General features: G+C 39.0%; 2 protein-coding genes. Both read right to left on the reverse strand.

From position 1 onward, the window contains the following. Positions 1-2: 2 nt before the first annotated feature. Positions 3-1,652: a M28 family peptidase gene (locus tag AC6F75_RS11895; RefSeq protein ID WP_500715238.1), complete on the reverse strand. Its 1,650-nt coding sequence runs from the start codon at positions 1,650-1,652 to the stop codon at positions 3-5. Between the two features lie 88 nt (positions 1,653-1,740). Next, on the reverse strand, positions 1,741-1,974 hold a 234-nt coding region (locus AC6F75_RS11900), incomplete at its 5' end, for a hypothetical protein (RefSeq protein WP_500715239.1).

Raw genomic sequence — 1,974 nt, forward strand, 5'->3', positions numbered from 1 at the left:
TTTTATTTTTTCAAATCCTTTTCCCTTACGGCTCTAAACTCTGAGTTTTCACTCCACTGTGGCCAGTCTTGAATGTTTGCTATTTTCACGCCCAGTCTAAAGTAAAACTCGGCATCCTGTGCAATGCTTCCCATATTCCAGATTTCGGGATTGTACTCATCGCCTGGTTTGTGGTAATATTTTTGGTTGTATTCTGTGCGCAGTCTTATGCCTTCTTCTTTTCCACCTTCCCTTAGGTCTGTTCCGCCACTGGCATACATTGCAGGAATACCTACTTTAGCAAGATTGAAATGGTCTGAGCGGTAGTAGAACCCTTTTTCAGCTTCTTGATCAGGCAAAATATATCTTTCCTGAGAAGCAACAATATCTTCGGCCCAATCTGCTAAATCATTTTGATGATGCCCTACAACCAATAAATCGTTTGTAGGTCCATAAGGGTATACAGCATCAATATTCATATTAGCTACAGTTTTATTTGTTGGAAAAATGGGGTTGGCAGCATAATAAGCAGAGCCTAACAAGCCTTGCTCTTCTGCGGTTACAAACAAGAAAACCATTGACCTTTCTAAAGGCTCATCCCTTTCCATTACAGCTCTTGCTATTTCGAGAAGCATTGCTGTTCCTGTTGCGTTATCTACTGCACCATTGTAAATTGTGCTGCTGTCATTGGGGTCTTCACCGCCAAGGTGATCCCAGTGGGCTGTGTAAATGATGTATTCATCAGGTCTTCCTTTCCCTTCTATAATACCAATTACGTTTGGCGAAGTGCCGCGCTCAAATGTATTTTTCATTGTTACGTTTGTTTTTATTCCAAGTGGAGTTGGTTTAAAATCTGCATTTTTAGCACTTTCAAATAATTCTTCCTGATTCTTACCGGCTTGATCAAAAAGTTGTTTGGCAACATTTGATGTAATCCAACCTTGCAAAGGAGCATATTTTACTGTCCCTTCAGGCAAATCCAACTGCGATTTTGATCCTGACCAAGAGCCCTGAACAACACCCCAAGGATAGCCAGCTGCTGCATCTTCGTGAATGATAATTATACCTGCTGCTCCTTGTCTTGCGGCTTCTTCATATTTGTATGTCCAGCGGCCATAATAAGTCATAGCGTTTCCGGTAAACATGTCTTCGTCTTGAAGATAGTACCCGGGATCATTGACCATCACCACTGCGATTTTTCCGGTCATATCAATGCCTTCATAATCGTTCCAATCATATTCCGGGGCTACAATTCCGAACCCACAAAACACAAACTCGGCATCTTCAACTTTTATTTCATCTTGAATGAGTTGAGAAAAAACCACATAATCCTCTCCTCTATTCAGTGTAAGGGGGGGTTCACCTCCGGTTAAAGTAATTTGTTCATCAGGCACTGAGTTGACTGTGATTAAAGCAACATCCTGAAGATATGAACCGTTATTGGCAGGGGCAACTCCAATTTCTTGTAATTCTTTTTCAAGATAGGCTACTGTGAGTTCTTCACCAATGGTCATAGGTTTTCTGCCCATATAAGCATCTGATGCCAATTCTTTAATGTGTCTTTCAAGGTGTTCAACACTTACATCCCACTCTTGTGAAACTTCTTCTTGTTTTTTTTCCCCACAGGAAATGAGACCCACAAGTAAAATAAATACAATTAAATTTTTCATCATAATAGTTGATTAAATTATTTTTTGGTAAATATAAATAAAAAAAAAACGGCTCTATTTCAGAACCGTTTTTAAAAAATAAATCATTTCCTTAATTGTCGTCGTCAGATGTATCTTTGATTTTTACTTTTGTGGTATTTCCGTCTTCATCTGTCAATATCTTGACTTTTTTGTCGTCGGTTTCCATAATTAATTTTGAGCCATCCTCAGTTTCTTTGTATTTAACATCTGCTCCTTCTCTACTCATCTCATCAATTAGCTGTTCTGTTTCTGTTTTGTTTTCTTCTTTTTCCCTACAGGAGTTGAGTGAGACAGCAAGAAAAAT

Source organism: Planktosalinus sp. (genome assembly GCF_059864935.1).

What these genes read in the sequence shown, in the direction of transcription:
- AC6F75_RS11895 (WP_500715238.1), bottom strand. Translation starts at nt 1,652, where the DNA reads ATGATGAAAAATTTAATTGTATTTATTTTACTTGTGGGTCTCATTTCC.